Origin of the sequence: Thalassospira lucentensis (genome assembly GCF_001613805.1) — a bacterium.
GTDB classification, from domain to species: Bacteria; Pseudomonadota; Alphaproteobacteria; order Rhodospirillales; family Thalassospiraceae; genus Thalassospira; species Thalassospira lucentensis_A.
In genome coordinates this window covers 358500-373923 of sequence record NZ_LPVY01000003.1, presented here as the reverse complement: position 1 = coordinate 373923, position 15424 = coordinate 358500, and the positions used below count along the sequence as shown (strand labels likewise).

Sequence of the window (15424 nt, the reverse complement as noted above, 5' to 3'; positions counted from 1 at the left end):
ATTAATTTATGGGCTTAACCATTTTCTATGCGTATTGGCTTGTTGTCTGGTGAATTAATCCAGATGTTCTAGGTTTTTGTAAGCTCACAGGTCAAATATCTTCCTAAGTGTCTGTGGTCCTGTAATCGCGCGGTGATGCACCAAGAATGCGTTTGAACATATTGCTGAACGCGGCGGGATTGTCATAGCCAAGGTCCATCGCAATCGTTGTCACGGCTTCGCCGGCGGCCAGTCTTGGCAGGGCGGCAAGGATGCAGGCCTGTTGACGCCATTCGACAAAGCTTGATCCGGTTTCCTTGCGAAACTGCCGGGTAAAGCTTCGGCGGCTCATACCCAGATGATGGCACCAGTCATCAATGGTTTCATGCGGGGTCGGGGAGGCCAGAAACGCCCGACATTTTTCCCGTAATCCCGCCTGTTCTGGCAACGGAAGCGACAGCGGAAGGACCGGCAACCGTTTGATTTCATGTTCAATCAGCGCCATCAATGCACCATCACGGCCCGCCATGTTATATTCCGGCGGGACGGTAACCGCTTCGATCAGCAAATGGCGCATCAGCGATGAAATGCCGACCACCTTGCATTGGTTGTCTGTATCCCCAAGCCGGTCCGGGCGCAGATAAAGCGACCGCATTTTGACATCGCCAAACAGGCGGACTTCGTGGATCACCCCGGCGGGAATCAGCATGCCGCGCTGTGGCGGCATCATCCATGCGCCTTGCGGGGTTGATGCCATCAAAACCCCGGTCATGCCATACAGCAACTGATCGCGATCATGGCGGTGTGCGGCAATCACGTGACCGTCGGGATAATCCGTACCCAATGCGATAACCGGTCTTGGAACTTCGCGAAATGATGACATTGATGCCTGTCTGCGATGATTGGCCCAGTCTGGTAATAAATTGACCCTAACGCGGTAGTGGGCCGTTTTGCAATTTTTATAATGACGATCAACGCACCAAGGCGTGCGTTTAATGTCATTTCAACGAGGTCAACGATGAACGAAGCCGTTCTTAACCGTCCGCAGGTGGCCCGAACCGTTTTGCCGGTTCTGGGCGCGGCCAGTTTCTGTCATTTGCTGAACGATATGATCCAGTCGCTATTTGTCGCGGCTTATCCGGTGTTCAGGGGCGGCTTTGATCTATCGTTTGCGCAGCTTGGCCTCTTGACTCTGACCTATCAGGTGACGGCATCACTGTTGCAACCCTTTATCGGTCATTTCACCGACCGTCGACCGCAACCTTATTCCCTGCCGTTTGGTATGGGGATGTCGATGGCGGGGCTTCTGGTGCTGTCCTCGGCAACCAGTTATGGAATACTGATTATGGGCAGTGCGATGCTCGGCGTGGGATCATCGATCTTTCACCCGGAATCCTCGCGTCTGGCGCGTCTGGCATCGGGCGGGGCGCATGGCTTTGCGCAGTCGCTGTTTCAGGTGGGCGGCAATGTCGGTTCAGCCATCGGGCCGTTGCTGGTGGTCGCCGTGGTTTTGCCGCACGGACAGGGCAGTCTGGCATGGTTTGCCTTTGCTGCATTGGCCGGTGCTGTGATCCTGACGCTGCTCGGGCGCTGGTATAAACGCAACGGCCATGCCGTGCGCCGCCCGCGTGTTGTTCATCTGGCGGCAAATCTTCCGGCCCGACGCCAGGTGATTGTCGGCTTGTCGGTTCTGTTCTGTCTGATGCTGTCGAAATGGTTCTATCTTGCCAGTTTCACCAGCTATTACGTGTTTTACCTCATGGAAAAATTCCCGCTGTCAGAAGGCGACGCCCAGATTTATCTGTTCATTTTCCTGGCCTCGGTCGCGGTGGGGACGCTGATCGGTGGATCGGTTGGCGACCGGATTGGCCGCAAAAAGGTGATTTGGGGATCGATCCTTGGGGCACTGCCCTTTGCGCTGATCCTGCCCTATGTCGGGTTGGGGGCAACTGTGATGCTCTCGATTGCCATCGGTCTTATCCTGTCATCGGCCTTTTCGGCGATTGTGGTCTATGCGCAGGAACTTGTGCCGGGGCGCATTGGCATGATTTCCGGTCTGTTCTTTGGCCTTGCCTTCGGACTTGGCGGGATTGGCGCGGCCATTCTTGGCGTGATGGCCGATCATTTTGGGCTGGGGCCGGTCTATCAGCTTTGCGCGTGGTTACCAGCCATCGGCTTCCTTGCGATTTTCCTGCCCGATATCGAACACGTCCCTGACGCCTGAATGCCGCATGCCGGAACAAAAAAGGCCGCCCATCGGGGCGGCCTTTTCATTGGTGTGATGTGCGATCAGGCCAGTTCACGGGCTGGGTAACCGGCATCGTCAATGGCGGCGATCAGGGCTGCGACATCGGTATTGCCGGTCACGGTTACTTCGCCCTTGGCCAGGTCGATATCGGCTTTTTCAACGCCCGAAACGCCTTCGACGACTTTGGTAACAGTTGCGGCGCAATGGCCGCAGCTCATTTCATCGACTTTCAGTTTCAGCATTCCGGTGGCTCCGTTCGTTTGGATTCGATGATCCGACTATGGGGCTTCCAGTCGCTGGAAGGTCAAGCGATTATTTACCCAGCAATCTGACAACTGCGTCGGCGGCCGCGTCACTAGATGCCGGGTTCTGGCCGGTCACCAGTTTGCCATCGACAACTGCATGGGACGCCCACATATCACCGCGTTCATAAAGACCGCCCTGTTTGGTGAATTCATCCTCGATAAGAAGCGGCACGACTTTTTCAAGGCCGACGGCCTTTTCCTCGTCATTGGTGAAACCGGTGACTTTTTTGCCCGACACCAGCGGCTTGCCGTCTTTGGTTTTGGCATTAACGAACGCAGCCGGGCCGTGGCAGACGGCGGCAACCGGTTTGTCCTGTGCGACAAATGCCTCGATCAGGGCGATGGATTTGGCGTCAATCGCCAGATCCCAAAGCGGCCCGTGACCGCCGGGATAAAACAGCGCGTCGTAATCATCGGCTTTCAGGCCATCAAGTTTCACGGTGTTGGCGAATGCCTTCTGGGCATCGGCATCACCTTCAAACCGTTTGGTCGCTTCGGTCAGGGCATCGGGAACCTGGCTATTGGGATCAAGCGGCGGCTGACCACCCTTGGGGGATGCCAGCGTGATATCGGCACCGGCATCGCGGAACCGGAAATAGGGGGCGGCAAGTTCTTCCAGCCAGATACCGGTTTTGTGGCCGGTATCGCCCATTTTGTCGTGGGACGTCACAATCATCAGAATACGCATCGTTTTGGTCCTCGATATGTGAATAGGATTTGCACCAAGGATAGGATGCTGATCTAATTTGCGAAAGGTCGAAGAATTGGACAGATTGTCAAATTAAATGAGCGTATGAAATGTCGGCACTGGATGAAGTTCGGGCAATGATAATTTTCGCCCGTGTGGTCGAGGATGGCGGGTTTTCTGCCGCGGCGCGCAAGATGGGGCTGAGCCGTGCTGCGGTATCCCATCAGATCCGGCAGCTTGAAGCCAAACTTGGCGTGCCGCTGCTTCGGCGCAGCACGCGTAATTTCAGCCTGACCGATGCCGGAACGCGTTATTACGACAGTTGCCGGACGATTGCGCTGGAGGCCGAGGCCGCCCGCAAGCGGGTCGAAGTCCTGCGTGACGAGCCGGTCGGCAAGATATCGATCACCTCATCGGTGCATCTGGGCACACTTCGGATCGTGCCGATCCTTGACCGGTTTCGCCAGACCTATCCGGGGGTGGCGATTGATGTTCATCTGTCTGACGAGGTTGTCGATCTGATCGGGCGCGGGATTGATATCGGCATCCGGTCCGGGCCGCTCAAAAGCTCGGACCTTAAAAGTTTCAAGCTCTATCAGACCCACCGTATCATTGCGGCGTCGGCGGGATATGTTGCGCGGGCTGGACTGCCCGGAACCCCCGAACAGCTCGCCGATCATGACTGGGTGATGTATAGCCGGGTTCCTGAAACGCTGCGTCTGACCTGCGATGATCAGGAAAAATCCATTCGGGTCTCGGGCAGTGTCCGGGTTGATAATGCAACCGCCCGCCTGCAATTCCTGCGCGGCGGGCACGGGCTTGCGGTTGTGCCGTTTTGCGATATTGCCGATGAAATTGCGCGTGGTGATCTGGTGCATGTGTTGCCGAACTGCAAACTGCCCGATCTTGAAGTTTTTGCAGTTTTTCCGGCCGGTGTGACGCGCAGTGCCAAAATTCAGTCGCTGCTTGATTTTATGCGGCGCGAACTGCGCGACATCGATATGGGCCGCAATGGCGGATAACCGGTTTTGGCTGCTGTTGTCATATTGATCAATCCTGATTGATCGGCTATTCCCCAATAACGCTCTTCAGGGGGAACCATGGCCAAGCTGTTCTTTTATTATTCGTCGATGAATGCGGGCAAGTCGACGACACTTCTGCAATCAAGCTTCAACTATCAGGAACGCGGCATGCAGACGCTTCTGCTAACCGTGGCGTTTGATGATCGTTTTGGTGTTGGCAAGATCGCATCGCGCATTGGCCTTGAAGCCCCGGCCGTCTTGTTTGACGGCAATACCGACCTGTGCGCCCTGATCGGGGAAAAGCTTGATGAAGGCCGGATTGATTGCGTGCTGGTGGACGAGGCGCAGTTTCTGACCAAGGATCAGGTCTGGCAGCTTTCCGATGTCGCCGACAAGCTTGGCGTACCGGTGCTGTGCTATGGCATCCGTACCGATTTTCAGGGGCAGCTTTTTGAAGGTTCTAAATGGCTTCTGGCCTGGGCCGACAAACTAAGCGAGCTTAAGACAATCTGCCATTGCGGACGCAAGGCCGGGATGGTTCTGCGCGTTGATGAAAACGGCAATACCGTGCGCGAGGGAGCCCAGGTCGAAATCGGCGGCAATGATCGATATGTCTCCGTCTGCCGTCAGCATTTCAAGGAAGCGATGGGCAAATAAGCCGCCCGAATCTCTATTCTTCACAAAAAATGTTTAATCACGTCGATTATTCATTTTCACTCAGGAATAAATCAGGGGCGCGATTTCCGGTGCGATCAGCTTGTAAGCCACCAGCCACATCACCGCACAGGTTACGCCATCAATGATTTTCCAGGTGATTGGCCGTGCGACATAGGGCGCCAGCCACGCCGCGCCAAGGGCGATGGCAAAGAACCAGACAAAGCTCGCACTCATCGCGCCAAGCGCAAAGGTCAACCGTTCCTCGGCGGGGAACTGCCCGCCAATCCCGCCCAGCATGACAACGGTATCAAGATAGACATGCGGGTTCAAAAGGGTTACGGCCAGTGTGGTCGATAGAACCGCCTTCCAGCCCGCCTGCCTGACATCGCTTTCTGACAGGGTTTCGGTTTCAAATACGCGTCTTAGCGCGCCAAACCCGTACCAGATCAGAAAGGCCGCACCGCCCCATGCCGCGGCTTTGGTCAGGATCGGGTAGGTGGCAACCAGCGTTCCCAGACCGGCAACCCCGGCCGCAATCAGCACGGCATCGCACAACGCACAGACAAATGCCACCATCACCGGATGGTTTCGGCGCAATCCTTGTCCCAGTACAAAGGCGTTCTGTGCTCCAATCGCAATGATCAACCCGCCGCCAAGGCCAAATCCGGTCGCAAAGGTCAGAAGCATTTTTCATCCCGCAAAATCGTTGTCGATGCGGCAGGGATAGCAGCTTTGATAAATAAAAAAATAGAATTATCATGATATAGTATTAGGAAATTTTATGTTCTAGGTGGGCAGGGCAGCGTATGACCAGCCCCGGTATCATTTGGTTCGCAAGCTGTTTAAGCAGCAGGGGAGCATGGTTGTGTGGAAGGGTGATGCAGCTCTGATGAGGCGATCCATCCTTGGTGGCAGGCGAGGCTGATTCGTGTCCGTGATGCATTATTGGTGGCGGGTGATCCATTGATGAATATGTGTGTGGCTGGTGGATGAAGTTGGGATAATAAAATGATCGATTACAAGCTGTTGCAGGCCAGTGCCGAGGTGATCCGGCATGGCAGTTTTGAGAAGGCGGCGCGTGATCTTGGCCTGACGCAGTCGGCGATATCCCAGCGGGTCAAGTTGCTGGAAGACCGGTTGGGGCAGCCATTGATCGTCCGGTCCAAACCGATTGCCGCGACCGACGCGGGCAAGCGGCTGTTGCAGCATTATCAGCGGGTCAGCCTGCTTGAGCAGGAATTATATGATGAACTGCCAAAGCTGCATTCTGCCAGCCGTTTCGGCCAGATCGCGATTGCGGTGAATGCCGACAGTCTGGCGACATGGTTTGTCAAAGTTCCCAAAAGGTTATTTCACGAGCTTGACCTGCTGGTGCATCTGACGGTCGATGACGAGGCCCTTAATCACGAGGCGCTTCAGGCTGGCACCGTGCTGGGCGCGGTCAGTTTACGGCCCGATCCGATACAGGGATGCCGGGTGCGGCCATTGGGGGCGATGCGCTATATCATGGTGGTAGCGCCGGAATTCCGGGACCGGTATTTTGCCAATGGGGTGACGGCGGATGTGTTGCGATCCTGTCCGGCGGTGAATTTTTCGCGCCATGACGAATTGCAAAACCAGTTCTTAAACAGGTATTTCGGATTGGTGCCGGGGGAATTTCCGGCCCATACGGTGCCAAGTTCGCAAGGTTTCGTTACCGTGGCCGAGCAGGGTATCGCCTATGCCGTGGTTGAGGAGCATCAGGCGGCGGAAGGTTTACAGAGCGGACGGTTGGTGCAGCCATGCCCGCATGTAATCGAACGGCCGCTTTATTGGCATCACTGGAATATGCAAAGCGGATTGCTGTCGCAGGTCAATGAGATCGTTCTGGGTGAAGCGCGCCATTATTTGCCCCAAATCGGGAACTAAAGGGTTGGGATCGCGTTTATTTTCGGTTTTCGCCATATGGCATAAGGACGATCCGATTTGCCAATCAGATTTGACAGGGGATGAATTCTGCCGCTTACTCACATGACTTCCAGACTGTGCGCTAACGCCTTATGGAAACAGGAAGGTTGAATGTCGCATCGCCTTGTTGCCTGTGAACATTGCGATTACCTGCATGTTGAAGACGACATCCCACCGGGCTTTGTGGCGCGGTGCGTGCGCTGCGGGTCGCCCTTGTATCAGGCGCAGAAGGGCACTGTGGAACGGCCGCTGGCCTTCGCCATTACCGCACTTGTCCTGTTTCTGATTGCCAATTCATTTCCGATCCTGACCTTTGCCATGGAAGGGCGCACCGAAAGCAACACACTGCTAAGCGGAGTTGTGACCTTCTGGCAGGAAGGTTTTCCGTTCCTGGCCTTTATGGTGGCGTTAACGTCGATTGCAGCCCCCCTGATGCTGATCGGGGCATATATCTATGTTTTGATGCCGCTTTATTTCGGCTTTGTCGTGCCGGGCCTGCGGGCGGTCTGGCGGGTTTTGGCGGTGATCCGGCCCTGGTCGATGCTGGATGTGTTCCTGATCGGGCTTCTGGTCGCGCTGACCAAGCTGACGGATTTTGCCGATGTCATCGCCGGGCCTGCCTTTTATGCGGTTTGTCTGCTGATCCCGGCGACATTGCTGATGAGTACGACGCTGGATCCGAGGACCATCTGGCGGCGACTGGCGCCGGAAAATTTGCGTTATGCGACGCTTGAGGATCTGGAAGAGCTGCGTGCCAATGCCGGGCAGACAAAGGCAACTGGCTGGATGACCTGCGAAACATGCGCGTTTGTCGTAACCGATAGTGCTGCACGGGAAACCGGCGGGAAATGTCCACGATGCGGGACGCATCTGCATCATCGCAAGGCAGGAGGCCTGTCGCGGGCGTGGGCGCTTCTGGTGGCGGCGATGGTGCTTTATATCCCGGCCAATATTTTCCCGATCATGACGATCACATATTTGGGACGCGCAGAATCCGATACCATCCTGTCGGGGGTGGCGGTTTTGATGCAATCGGGTGAATGGCCGATTGCGATTGTTGTTTTTACGGCCAGCATCGTGGTGCCGATCCTGAAAATCGTGCTGTTGGGGTGGGTTTATGTTGCAACAGGGTTGGGATTGAGCGGGCCGCTTCGGCAGCGGACGCTGGTCTACCGGATCACGGAACTGATCGGCCGATGGTCGATGGTTGATGTGTTCATGGTTTCGATACTGGCAGCACTTGTGAAATTGGGTAACATTGCAACCGTTGCACCGGGATTTGGTGCTGTGGCCTTCTGTGCCGTGGTTATTTTGACCATGCTGTCGGCAATGGCGTTTGATCCACGGCTGATCTGGGATCGGGCGGGAATGCAAAAGGAACAGGGGATGTCATCATGACGGACGACACCAGCCGGAATGCCGATCAGGGGCAGCCGGGCAGGCCCGAGGTGAAAAAGGCATTTCAGAACCTGCCGGTTATCTGGATCGTGCCGATTGTCGCGTTGATCATTGGCGGCTGGCTGTTATGGCGCGAAGCGTCGGCCAAGGGCCCGGAAATCACCGTAACATTTGAATCGGCCGAAGGACTGACAGCGGGCAAAACCGCGGTGCGGTATCGTGACGTCGATGTCGGACAGGTGACCGAAATCAATTTGAGCAAGGATTTTGATCATGTCGTGCTGACCCTGCGCATGACTTCGGAGTTCGAGCCCTATCTGACTGAGAACACCAAATTCTGGGTGGTGCGCCCGCGTGTTTCTGCACAGGGTATTTCCGGCCTGCAAACCATCGTTTCAGGCGCCTATATCGAGGTTGTACCCGATAAATCGGGGAAGGAAGCGCGCGAATTTACCGGATCGGAAGAACCGGAATATGTGCCCGATGGTACGGATGGAACACGCTTTATCCTGATGGCGGAGGAGCTCGGTTCGGTCGCGTCGGGAACCCCGGTTCTGCTGCGCGGGGTCGAGGTTGGCGAGGTCCTTGATACCAACCTGGATTCCGCCGCCGAAAAGGTGTCTATCCCGATCTATATTCGCAAGCCGTTTGATGCATTGGTCAAGCGCGATACGCGGTTCTGGAATTCAAGCGGCATCAGCCTTGATCTGAATGCGGAAGGTTTTTCGGTGCGTGCACAATCGGTGCGCTCAGTGTTGGCTGGCGGGATCAATTTCTATACGCCGGAAGAAAGCCTTAATTCCGAAACAGCGAAATCCGATACGGTATTCAGGCTTAATGATAATCGCAAACAGGCGGAAATTCTGGCACATGGCATCACCCAGAAATACATGCTGTATTTCGATTCATCCGTTCGCGGACTGACGCCGGGGGCGCCGGTGGAGTTCAATGGCATCCGTGTGGGTACGGTCAACAGCGTCAATCTGGAATATGTTGTGCCGAGCCAGTCATTCCGGGTGCCGGTCGAAGTCACGCTGGAACCGGAACGGGTACAGATGGTTGGTGGGCAGAATCCCGAAAATACCGACTATGCGCAGATCATGGATATTCTGGTCGAGCGCGGCTTGCGGGCGCGACTGAAAACCGGAAGCTTTATTACCGGTCAACTGTTTGTCGATCTTGGCATGTATCCGGTGACACCTGCCCGGTATCTGGGTGACGGGCAGGCGAGAATTCCCGAACTGCCGACATTGCCGCAGAAAATAGACGAGATCAGCAATTCGTTGTCCTCGCTGCTTGAAAAGGTCGAGACATTCCCGATAGAGGAAATCGGTATCCGCCTGCTGGGAACTGTCGAGGGAATGGAGAATATCGTTACATCACCGGCAATCATCGAAGGAATGGATAGCCTGAAACAGGCTGCTGCCGGGGTGAACCAGCTTGTGACGAACCTTGATACCAGCGTATTGCCGGCAACCCAGAAAGCACTGGAAACCGCGCAGGTTGCGCTTGGCGGGGTGCGTGATGTGACCTCGCCCAGTTCGCCGGTCCGCTATAATTTCGAGGAAACCATGAAGGAATTGTCGGCAGCAGCCCGGTCGTTGCGTGATCTTGCCGAATTCCTTGAACAAAATCCGAATGCCCTGATCCTGGGCAAACCGGGCCGCCGGGAGGAAGAATGATGCAGGAATTGCAGATGAAACCGAAAGCAATGGCAAAAATTCGCAATCGTGTGATGGCGGGAATGTTTGTAGCATCGCTGGGAGTTCTGGCAGCATGCAGCACACCGGTTCAGGAACGTTATTTCCTGTTGTCCCCGGATGATGTTTCTGCGCCGTCGGGGGCGGCCAGAACGGCGGTGGTCGGCGTTGGTCCTATCACTATCCCAAGTCATCTGGATCGCAGCCAGATCGTAACACGCAGCAGCGATAACCGGTTGGTGATCAATCAGTTTGATCGCTGGGCCGAGCCGCTGGATGAAAACATTCAGCGTGTCCTGGTGGAAAATCTGGATCATCGACTGAGCCCGCAACGGATCGAGACATTCCCGTGGAATTCACGTGACGGGGTTGTCTGGCAGATCGTGGTGGATCTTGGGCAGTTTGAGCGCCAACCGGACGGTTCCGTGCAGATGGCGGCACGCTGGAAAATCGTCAATTTCAATTCCGGCGAAGTTGCCGTGTCCGAACGGTTTACTGACACCGTGGTTCCGAAAGACACAACCACCGAGGCAACCGTTGCTGCCATGAGTGATCTTTTGGCGCGACTGAGCGATTCCATTGCCCGGTCTTATCGCTGAAATTTGCCGAAAGGATAGGTTTGGTATAGCCGGCCATACCAAGGTATGTGTATTTTCGGTTGTATGATTGTTTTTTGATGTATTCAGAATGGTAGCTGTTTTGCTGGAATACCACGATTTCCGATAACATTTGAAAAGTTCGAATTCGCCCTATTGTTTTCAGAAACAGAATTGCCTTATAAAGAAGTATAAATATAAAAATGATGGGACACGCGCCTGACTGAGTAAGGGCATGCAAATGCCGCCCCCATACAGGAAGTTAGGGAGCCAGTGCGCGTTATGTCGGATACGACCTTTGAAGTAAGGGTTCAGCGTGGGGAACGCTGGATCATTCATTCGACCTTTGATGTCGAAAAAGAGGCGGTTAACGAGGCTGAAAAGCTTTTAAAGACCAAGGTCTCCGCCGTTAGGGTTGTTCGTGATTGGGAACGCGCCGACGGTCGACATATCGAAAAAGTTCTTCTGGAAAAGCAGGGTGCAGGCGAAGACGACGACAAGGATGTTCGTGTCTCGGCGATTGAGGATGCACCGCTTTGTGATTCCGATAACGACCTTTTGCAGTCGGAAAGCCGTGCGACGATCAATCGTCTGCTACGCAAATATTTCGAACAGGAAATCCTGACCCCTTGCGAGGTAATGTATAATTACCAGAATCTGCGCAAGTTGATGTTTCATGATACATTGATGCCGACTGCTGTCGACAAGGTGGCCGGCATTCATGCCAAGGCGACCGATGGCGACCATATCGAGGCCATGAACAAGCTGCATGGCGCGATCGAGCAGTTGGCCGCGCGTGCGCGCGAGGTCGAAAAGGTCGACCTTCCGGCATTTGAAGATGCCACCATTTCCGAAGTCCGTGATGAAATTCGCCGTCTGAATCTTGCGGAGGATACCGACTTTCTGACCATGGTTGCGCTGACGCGGGTGTTGTCGTCAAGCCGAAACTGGGTTGGCAAGCTTGACCTGGCGTTGAAGGTTAAGGGTGACGAGAAAGATGAGGCCGCGCGCAAGCTGCTTGACGATGTTATTGCCGACATTCTGGGATCGCCAGTGGCGTTGAAAGAATTGCTTGGCAGTTCGCGCAGCTTTGGCGATGCCGTAATCCTGCATATCGATCTGGCGTTGGGGCGGGCGCGTGGCAATCGCGGTTCAGCCGATGATATTCTTGAATTGCTGAACCCGCTGTTTGGTTCGGGCTTGCTGGCGACATCGCAGGAAGCCCTGTTTGATTATATTGTTCGCGAGTTGCGTAGTGCGAACAGTCTGACCCGCCATGAAAGCGATCCTGATCCGCTGGTCGGTATTCTGGACCGGTTGGTGAGCGAGAAGGGCGTTGTTTACGGGGCGCCGATGGTATCGGCCCTGGCCGAGCGCGGCGCGCGTCTTCGCAATGTTGGTGGTCCGCGTGCCATGATTGACGGGGTGGCGGAAATCAACGGTCGCATGGGGCCGAATTGCCGCAAGATGGCCTGGCTGCTGGCAGTTATGAATTCCGGGATTGTCGAAGATTTCGGGGACGAAGTTTTCGATATGCTGATGGATACGGTCAAGGATATGCGGGCATTGCGCGCATTTTGCGACAGTGATGCCAAACCACGTGACAAGATGGCGACGGTCACCGTGATGAATGATGCGCTTCAGGCATCGAAACTTTCCGACGAACAGAAACAGCGCATTGGCGACAAGCTTGACGAGGGGCTGGCGGATTATCTGGTGCGTGAAAAAGTGATTGAGCGGATCGACAATCCGTCGCTTCATCTGCGCAAGCGTGCCTATATGCTGGTGCAATTCTGTTCGAGTGGTGTTCTGATTGAGGGGAAATCGGCATCCATGGCCCGAAAAAGGGTCGTCGGCTATCTGAAACAGCCGAATTTTACCGACAAGCTTGTTGATGACATCAAGGATATGACGGCCAAGGAAGGCACGATACGTGATTTCTATGCCCTTTTGCAGCGAAGCGGTTTTTAGGGCGGCCGATCCAGAGTTTGGTGGGGAGACGCAGTAAAGCTGCGAAGAGGCACACCCCGCGAAGATTGTGGCAACAGATGTTGTGGCAAGATTCGTGGGGTGTTTGTCATTGTTGCCAACAGTAACCTGAGGCATGCTGTATTCCTGATGAACGGGGATTGCCATGCCTGACAGCACAACCAGCACGAAAACCGTCGCCTGCCTTGCCTTTGACGATGTCATGAGCCTTGACGTTGTCGGGCCGTTGCAGGTTTTTGCCTCAGCCAATGCCGAACTGGAACGGCAGGGGCGCGAACGGGCCTATGAGTTGCTGGTGATTGCCGATGCCGCCGGGCCGGTGCAGACATCAGGCGGGTTCAGGCTTTATGCCGATCTGGATTGGCGGGACCTTGATCTGGATGAAACCGATACTGTCCTGATTGCTGGTGGCGATGGTGTGAACCGGTTGCGCCAGCGCCAGGATATTCTGGAATGGTTGGCGCGGGCAGAATGCCACGTCGAGCGACTTGGCTCGGTTTGTTCCGGTGCGTTGATCCTGGCCGAGGCAGGGCTTCTGGACAACAGGATGGCCACCACGCATTGGTCACGCTGCGACGAGATGCGCGCGCATTTCCCGAAGGTCAATGTGATCGAGGATCGACTGCATAGCTATGACGCGACCGGTATGGACGGTGATCCGCATATCTTTACATCCGCCGGAGTAACGGCGGGCATTGATCTGGCGCTGGCATTGGTCGAAGCCGATCACGGGCGTGCCATTGCCCTTGCCGTGGCGCGGCGGCTGGTGATGTTTTTGAAACGGCCAGGCGGGCAGGCGCAGTTTTCGGCCTATCTGACGCCTGCCATCGGGGCGACCGCGCAGCTCGCCGGGCTGCTGGAATGGATGCCGGGCCACTTGGACGGTGATTTGTCGCTGGAAGTTCTGGCAAATCGTGCGGGGATGTCGGCCCGGACATTTTCGCGGGTATTCACCCGCGATCTTGGCATGACACCGGCACGTTATGTTGAACGGGTCCGGATTGAAGCCGCACGTGCCCTTTTGCAGGATGATGCGATGACCGTGACGCGCGCAGCGCGGCTGTGCGGCTTTGGTCATCCGGAAACCCTGCGCCGGGCCTTTCAACGCCATCTGTCGGTCAGTCCGCAGGAATATGCCGACCGTTTCGGACGAAGGCCGATGGCCGTTCCGGTGTAGGCGAACGGCGAAGATATTTTCGTAATCATCTGTTTTTATTGGAGTTGGCGACATGCTGTTACTGACCAATGGATCGGTGCGTCTGCTGTTTATTGCCCAGGCGCTTTATTGGTCCTGCTCGCTGATCGGGATCACCCTTACATCCCTGATCGGGATTGATCTGGCCCCTGTGCCGGAGCTGGCGACCCTGCCGCTGGCGTTATTGTTGCTGGGCAACCTTGCCTGTGTGCATCCGCTGGCGATGATCATGCAGCGTTATGGCAGGCGGACCGGATTGTTTCTGGGCGCGGTCAGCGGCGTGCTTGGCGGTGCCGTGGTGGCGGGTGGTGTTTATCAGGCAGAGTTCAGTCTGGTGTGTCTCGGTACATTGCTGATTGGTGGCTATCAGGCATCGGCGATGTATTACCGTTATGCCGCACTAGAAGCGGTGCGTGACGATCAGAAGGGCCGGGCGGCTGCGCTTGTGGTGGGCGGCGGCGTTCTTGCGGCCCTGATTGCGCCGGAAATTGCCAGTCATACCCGCAATATGGTCGCGATCCCCTTTACCGGATCGTATCTGGCACTCGCCGGGCTGGCGGCATTGGCGGCGTTGATCATGTTGATGTTGCGGGATGGCGGGGTTCCGGCAAAAACCAAGACGGGCGGGGCGGTTATGCTGGAACTTCTGAAACGGCCAAGGCTGCGCGGGGCGATTGCAGTCAGTGCCGCAGGGCATGGCATCATGATCCTTGTTATGACGGCAACACCGCTTGCGATGAAGTTTTGCGGGTTTGATGTTGATACGGCGGCGAATGTGATTCGCTGGCACATTATCGGTATGTTTTTACCGGCCTTTGTCGCCGGTCCGATGATTGACCGGTTTGGTGCGCGTTTGATGGCGATGGTTGGCGCGATCGCACTCGTGTTCAGTGTCGCCTTTGCTGTATCGGGGATCAGTTTTTCGGCATTCCTGATCAGTTCGTTCCTGCTGGGGATTGGCTGGAATCTGATGCTGCTGGCGGGGACGACGCTTTTGGGCGAGGGGCATGACGCATCGGAACGCGGCCATGCGCAAAGCCTGATGGAACTTGGCAACAGCATCACCGGGACGGTGGCATCGCTGGTGGCAGGTGCGCTGATTGCCGGGGCGGGATGGAACATCATTAATTTCGGTGTTTTGCCTGTACTGGTGATGGCGATGATCCTGATGTGGCTTGGCGGGCGGCTGGCGGTGACGCAGCGGGCATAAGCCAGATAAAGAAACCGCCGGTCCATGGACCGGCGGTTCGAGTTGCAGGGCGAACGGGGAGTTTCGCCCCGGCGCGATCTCGTTTCGCGTGGTATGGCGGGCGGGATGAACCGGCCGCGATCCGGGCAATAAAAAACCGGCCATCAGGCCGGTTGGGCATTTAATGTCGGGCTGTTGGCCGCGACGAATTCCTTGATCTTCTGCAGAACAAATTCGCGTGATGAATTTTCACGGGTGCGAAACAGGACTTCGCGATCGTGAATTACAAGGCCAAGATAGACCGGATTGTTGTGGCCTTCCTTGCTGAGTTTCAGGGCGCGAAGGGTATGACCAAGGTCATCCGTGCTCTGATAAACGGTACGCATGATGCTTTAACCTGCTTTCTGTCTCGAACGGGCTCAAACGGGAAAAAGAAGCTTACATTGTTCTTATGACAGCCAAGTTTTTCGCTGCGATGACAGCAATATGATGGTTTGGAGACTCTTTTGGT

Annotated in this window: 15 protein-coding genes; 10 read left to right on the top strand and 5 right to left on the bottom strand. The window is 55.6% G+C overall.

The window, feature by feature from the left end; translation table 11 throughout:
- Window positions 1-103: 103 nt before the first annotated feature.
- Window positions 104-862 (bottom strand): AraC family transcriptional regulator, encoded by a 759-nt coding sequence (locus AUP42_RS04075; RefSeq protein ID WP_062949130.1) that lies wholly within the window; start codon window positions 860-862, stop codon window positions 104-106.
- A 135-nt stretch (window positions 863-997) separates the two neighbouring features.
- Here AUP42_RS04075 and AUP42_RS04070 point away from each other — a divergent pair, with 135 nt between their 5' ends.
- The gene (locus AUP42_RS04070; protein WP_062949128.1) at window positions 998-2203 is read left to right on the top strand and encodes an MFS transporter; all 1206 of its coding nucleotides are present in this window, start codon (window positions 998-1000) and stop codon (window positions 2201-2203) included.
- Window positions 2204-2268: 65 nt separating this feature from the next.
- On the opposite strand, the gene AUP42_RS04065 is transcribed toward AUP42_RS04070, so the two are convergent.
- Both AUP42_RS04065 and AUP42_RS04060 read right to left on the bottom strand, forming a co-directional pair.
- Window positions 2269-2469 (bottom strand): heavy-metal-associated domain-containing protein, encoded by a 201-nt coding sequence (locus tag AUP42_RS04065; RefSeq protein ID WP_062949126.1) that lies wholly within the window; start codon window positions 2467-2469, stop codon window positions 2269-2271.
- A gap of 70 nt (window positions 2470-2539) precedes the next feature.
- The gene (locus tag AUP42_RS04060) at window positions 2540-3220 is read right to left on the bottom strand and encodes a type 1 glutamine amidotransferase domain-containing protein (protein ID WP_062949124.1); all 681 of its coding nucleotides are present in this window, start codon (window positions 3218-3220) and stop codon (window positions 2540-2542) included.
- A 110-nt stretch (window positions 3221-3330) separates the two neighbouring features.
- Here AUP42_RS04060 and AUP42_RS04055 point away from each other — a divergent pair, with 110 nt between their 5' ends.
- Both AUP42_RS04055 and AUP42_RS04050 read left to right on the top strand, forming a co-directional pair.
- Window positions 3331-4242, top strand: a complete 912-nt coding sequence (locus tag AUP42_RS04055; protein WP_062949122.1) for a LysR family transcriptional regulator — start codon at window positions 3331-3333, stop codon at window positions 4240-4242.
- Window positions 4243-4320: 78 nt separating this feature from the next.
- Complete coding sequence (locus AUP42_RS04050; protein ID WP_007089895.1) at window positions 4321-4899, top strand: thymidine kinase; 579 nt, start codon at window positions 4321-4323, stop codon at window positions 4897-4899.
- 60 nt (window positions 4900-4959) lie between these two features.
- Here the strand turns inward: AUP42_RS04050 and AUP42_RS04045 are convergent, their stop codons facing one another.
- Window positions 4960-5586, bottom strand: a complete 627-nt coding sequence (locus AUP42_RS04045) for a LysE/ArgO family amino acid transporter (protein ID WP_062949120.1) — start codon at window positions 5584-5586, stop codon at window positions 4960-4962.
- A 321-nt stretch (window positions 5587-5907) separates the two neighbouring features.
- Between AUP42_RS04045 and AUP42_RS04040 the strand changes: the two genes are divergently transcribed.
- From AUP42_RS04040 to AUP42_RS04010, 7 genes are all read left to right on the top strand, one after another.
- Window positions 5908-6807, top strand: coding sequence for a LysR family transcriptional regulator ArgP (locus AUP42_RS04040; RefSeq protein WP_062949118.1), 900 nt, complete (start codon window positions 5908-5910; stop codon window positions 6805-6807).
- A gap of 150 nt (window positions 6808-6957) precedes the next feature.
- Complete coding sequence (locus AUP42_RS04035) at window positions 6958-8244, top strand: paraquat-inducible protein A (RefSeq protein ID WP_062949116.1); 1287 nt, start codon at window positions 6958-6960, stop codon at window positions 8242-8244.
- On the top strand, window positions 8241-9926 hold the full coding sequence (locus tag AUP42_RS04030) for an intermembrane transport protein PqiB (RefSeq protein WP_062949114.1): 1686 nt from the start codon (window positions 8241-8243) through the stop codon (window positions 9924-9926). The genes AUP42_RS04035 and AUP42_RS04030 overlap by 4 nt, the downstream gene beginning before the upstream one ends.
- Window positions 9927-9940: 14 nt before the next feature.
- Window positions 9941-10543 carry a PqiC family protein gene (locus tag AUP42_RS04025; protein WP_170954030.1) on the top strand — a complete coding sequence of 201 codons (603 nt, stop codon included), beginning with the start codon at window positions 9941-9943 and terminating at the stop codon, window positions 10541-10543.
- 279 nt (window positions 10544-10822) lie between these two features.
- The gene (locus tag AUP42_RS04020) at window positions 10823-12511 is read left to right on the top strand and encodes a hypothetical protein (RefSeq protein ID WP_062949110.1); all 1689 of its coding nucleotides are present in this window, start codon (window positions 10823-10825) and stop codon (window positions 12509-12511) included.
- A 163-nt stretch (window positions 12512-12674) separates the two neighbouring features.
- Complete coding sequence (locus AUP42_RS04015) at window positions 12675-13706, top strand: GlxA family transcriptional regulator (protein WP_062949108.1); 1032 nt, start codon at window positions 12675-12677, stop codon at window positions 13704-13706.
- A 52-nt stretch (window positions 13707-13758) separates the two neighbouring features.
- On the top strand, window positions 13759-14934 hold the full coding sequence (locus tag AUP42_RS04010) for an MFS transporter (RefSeq protein WP_062949106.1): 1176 nt from the start codon (window positions 13759-13761) through the stop codon (window positions 14932-14934).
- 143 nt (window positions 14935-15077) lie between these two features.
- Here the strand turns inward: AUP42_RS04010 and AUP42_RS04005 are convergent, their stop codons facing one another.
- Complete coding sequence (locus AUP42_RS04005) at window positions 15078-15299, bottom strand: hypothetical protein (RefSeq protein ID WP_062949104.1); 222 nt, start codon at window positions 15297-15299, stop codon at window positions 15078-15080.
- Window positions 15300-15424: the final 125 nt, after the last annotated feature.

Excerpts from the sequence above, each read along its gene's own strand:
- AUP42_RS04075 (WP_062949130.1), bottom strand. The coding sequence starts at position 862 with ATGTCATCATTTCGCGAAGTTCCAAGACCGGTTATCGCATTGGGTACG.
- AUP42_RS04070 (WP_062949128.1), top strand. The coding sequence starts at position 998 with ATGAACGAAGCCGTTCTTAACCGTCCGCAGGTGGCCCGAACCGTTTTG.
- AUP42_RS04065 (WP_062949126.1), bottom strand. The coding sequence starts at position 2,469 with ATGCTGAAACTGAAAGTCGATGAAATGAGCTGCGGCCATTGCGCCGCA.
- AUP42_RS04060 (WP_062949124.1), bottom strand. The coding sequence starts at position 3,220 with ATGCGTATTCTGATGATTGTGACGTCCCACGACAAAATGGGCGATACC.
- AUP42_RS04055 (WP_062949122.1), top strand. The coding sequence starts at position 3,331 with ATGTCGGCACTGGATGAAGTTCGGGCAATGATAATTTTCGCCCGTGTG.
- AUP42_RS04050 (WP_007089895.1), top strand. The coding sequence starts at position 4,321 with ATGGCCAAGCTGTTCTTTTATTATTCGTCGATGAATGCGGGCAAGTCG.
- AUP42_RS04045 (WP_062949120.1), bottom strand. The coding sequence starts at position 5,586 with ATGCTTCTGACCTTTGCGACCGGATTTGGCCTTGGCGGCGGGTTGATC.
- AUP42_RS04040 (WP_062949118.1), top strand. The coding sequence starts at position 5,908 with ATGATCGATTACAAGCTGTTGCAGGCCAGTGCCGAGGTGATCCGGCAT.
- AUP42_RS04035 (WP_062949116.1), top strand. The coding sequence starts at position 6,958 with ATGTCGCATCGCCTTGTTGCCTGTGAACATTGCGATTACCTGCATGTT.
- AUP42_RS04030 (WP_062949114.1), top strand. The coding sequence starts at position 8,241 with ATGACGGACGACACCAGCCGGAATGCCGATCAGGGGCAGCCGGGCAGG.
- AUP42_RS04025 (WP_170954030.1), top strand. The coding sequence starts at position 9,941 with ATGAAACCGAAAGCAATGGCAAAAATTCGCAATCGTGTGATGGCGGGA.
- AUP42_RS04020 (WP_062949110.1), top strand. The coding sequence starts at position 10,823 with ATGTCGGATACGACCTTTGAAGTAAGGGTTCAGCGTGGGGAACGCTGG.
- AUP42_RS04015 (WP_062949108.1), top strand. The coding sequence starts at position 12,675 with ATGCCTGACAGCACAACCAGCACGAAAACCGTCGCCTGCCTTGCCTTT.
- AUP42_RS04010 (WP_062949106.1), top strand. The coding sequence starts at position 13,759 with ATGCTGTTACTGACCAATGGATCGGTGCGTCTGCTGTTTATTGCCCAG.
- AUP42_RS04005 (WP_062949104.1), bottom strand. The coding sequence starts at position 15,299 with ATGCGTACCGTTTATCAGAGCACGGATGACCTTGGTCATACCCTTCGC.